At 44.0% G+C, this 2218-nt stretch carries 2 protein-coding genes; both read left to right on the forward strand.

Annotation, left to right across the window (positions count from 1 at the left end; genetic code table 11):
* On the forward strand, positions 1 to 1270 hold a 1270-nt coding region (locus VF500_RS20780; protein WP_330861515.1), incomplete at its 5' end, for a RagB/SusD family nutrient uptake outer membrane protein.
* 182 nt (positions 1271 to 1452) lie between these two features.
* Positions 1453 to 2218 (forward strand): glycoside hydrolase family 28 protein (locus tag VF500_RS20785; RefSeq protein ID WP_330861516.1); only part of this gene is annotated, 766 nt, incomplete at its 3' end.

Below are 2218 nucleotides of genomic sequence, written 5' to 3' on the forward strand. Positions count from 1 at the left end.
GAATGATTTCTCGCCCTCGTTAGCGGCAAATGCATATGTTACCGAAGCCTGGGGCACCGATTTCAATGGCATTTTCAGGGCTAATACCCTGCTTGACCAGGTTACTAAAAATGGCAGTTACATAGGCTCCGCATCATTAGCAACAAGGTTACAGGCCGAGGCTAAATTTCTGCGGGCATTTTATTATTTCGACCTGGTGAGGTATTATGGTAAGCTTCCTGTTATTGACCACCCGGTTACTGCACCCGAGGCCAATGCAATAGGCCGCAGTTCGGTAGCAGATGTTTACAAACTAATCATAGCCGATCTGCAATCGGCCATAGCTAATTTACCCACCACTTATACGGGGGTAGATGTGGGCCGTGCTACAAAATATGCAGCAGAAGCCTTACTGGCACAGGTTTATATGGCTAAGTCGGCGCCAAATTATGGCATAGAAGGGCCTGGAACCGGATCAAACGAATGGAATTTAGCTTTGCCCTTATTGCAGGATATTATCAGCAGCGGCAAATTTGCTTTTGAACCTACTTACAGCAACATTTTTTCATATGCTAATCAAAGTCCTGCTGTTAACAAAGAGGCTGTTTTTGATGTAATGTATACAAGCGGCATCAGCGGTACGAGTGATCTTTACGGAGCTTCATATCCGTGGACGCTTGCACCAAGCGCTTATTTTTTATCTATCAAGGATACCAAATCAAACGGAAGCCTGGAAATTATCCCCGTATCAAACGATTTGGCAAACAGTTATGACGCAGCCGATGTGCGGAAGGCATTTACCGTATATACCGCAGGTTACACCAACGCGGGAAGTACAGAAAATCGCCCTTTCTTTAAAAAATGGCTCGATATAACTAAAATCCCAACTGCCAGCCGTTTTGACTGGGGAATTAATTTCATCGCCATCAGGTATACAGATGTTCTAATGCTTAAGGCAGAATGTATCTTGAACGGCGCAACAGGAGGCTCACAGGCTGATGTTGACGCTATTGTTAACCAGGTACGGACAAGGGCCGGATTGCCATCTGTATCAGCGGTAACGCTTGCCCAACTGTTTGATGAGCGCCGCAGGGAATTTGCAGATGAAGGCTCTCGCTGGTTCGATCTGCAAAGGAGCGGTAACCTGCTAACCATTATGAATAGCTGGATCGCTAAGGAAGATGCTCAAAAAGCTATCAAACCGGTTATAGCTAATTACGTTATTTACCCTGTACCGCAAACACAACTTGATGCTGCACCGGGGTTATATGCACAAAACCCGGGATATTGATCCGGATAAGTGATGAATCATTCTGATCGTCATAAAAATGGTTTATTCTTCGTGTTTTGGAGAGTAAACCATTTTTATAAAGTTTATCGGGTGATTTGTATGCAGTAGTTAATACGTGTTGATATCGGTTTATTAGCTTTAGGCTTTGTGCGTTCAGCTTTATTTCAAGAATAAACTTACCTATGAAATTATTACGTTATTCTGTTTTCCTGATAGTTATTACCGCAAACGTTGTAAACGGGCAAACTAACCTGGATTGGACCAAAAAGGTAGGTGCCAGGCAATCTCCTCAAAAAACAACGGTGTGGTTTGTAAATGATAATGGTGCGGCTAATGATGGCAACACCATAAACACAGCTGCCATACAAAAAACTATTGATCAATGCTCGGCAAAAGGTGGTGGTATAGTTACATTTAAACCCGGTAAATATTTAACAGGCTCCATTTTTTTGAAGAACAATGTTTGCCTGAATATTGATCAGGGCGTGGAGTTATTGGGCAGCCAGGATATAAAAGATTACCCCGAAATTGACACCCGTGTTGCCGGTATTGAAATGAAATGGCCCGCCGCGTTGATCAACATAGCTGGGCAAACCAACGTGGCAATTACCGGAAAAGGATTGGTAAATGCGCAGGGTAAACCATTTTGGGATATTTACCGGAAAATGCGATCCGAATATGACCCCAAGGGTTTACGCTGGATAGTTGATTATGATGCCAAACGTCCCCGTACGCTGCTGGTTTCCAACTCTCAGGATGTTACCATCAAAAATATTACGCTGCAGCAGGCCGGGTTTTGGACGGTGCAGTTGCTTTACTCCGGTTATGTTACTGTTGATGGTATTACCATCCGCAACAACGTTGACGGCCATGGGCCTTCGACAGATGGTATAGATATAGATTCGTCCAGCTGGATCCTTGTGCAAAACTGCGATATTGATTGCAATG

It is taken from the genome of Mucilaginibacter sp. (assembly GCF_036383575.1).
Taxonomy (GTDB): domain Bacteria; phylum Bacteroidota; class Bacteroidia; order Sphingobacteriales; family Sphingobacteriaceae; genus Mucilaginibacter.